Here is a 330-nt window from a genome sequence, read left to right as displayed (position 1 = left end):
TCTCGCCTCCCTGTCACGGAGGAGATCGTCGGTTCAAATCCGTCATGGACCGTTTACCAGAAGGTAAAATTAATAAATTGCCGACTTAGCTCAGCTGGCAGAGCATCTCACTAGTAATGAGGAGGTCGGAGGTTCAAGTCCTCTAGTCGGCATATGCGGAAGTAGTTCAGTGGTAGAACATCACCTTGCCATGGTGGGGGTCGCGGGTTCGAATCCCGTCTTCCGCTCTTTCTTATATTTGGAGGATTACCCAAGTCTGGCTGAAGGGAACGGTCTTGAAAACCGTCAGGCGGGTCAAACCGCGCAAGAGTTCGAATCTCTTATCCTCCT

The 330-nt window shown here is 50.9% G+C and carries 3 tRNA genes; all 3 read left to right on the top strand.

Features of this window, described 5'->3' with window-relative positions:
• Nucleotides 1-79 precede the first annotated feature (79 nt).
• Nucleotides 80-152, top strand: a tRNA-Thr gene (locus FC36_RS11450).
• Between the two features lie 3 nt (nucleotides 153-155).
• Nucleotides 156-227 (top strand) — tRNA-Gly (locus FC36_RS11445).
• Between the two features lie 13 nt (nucleotides 228-240).
• Nucleotides 241-330: transfer RNA gene (locus FC36_RS11440), tRNA-Ser, on the top strand.

The organism is Ligilactobacillus equi DSM 15833 = JCM 10991, from assembly GCF_001435735.1.
Classification (GTDB): domain Bacteria; phylum Bacillota; class Bacilli; order Lactobacillales; family Lactobacillaceae; genus Ligilactobacillus; species Ligilactobacillus equi.
Note: the sequence above shows the minus strand (reverse complement) of the source record. Positions and strands in the feature narration are given on the sequence as shown.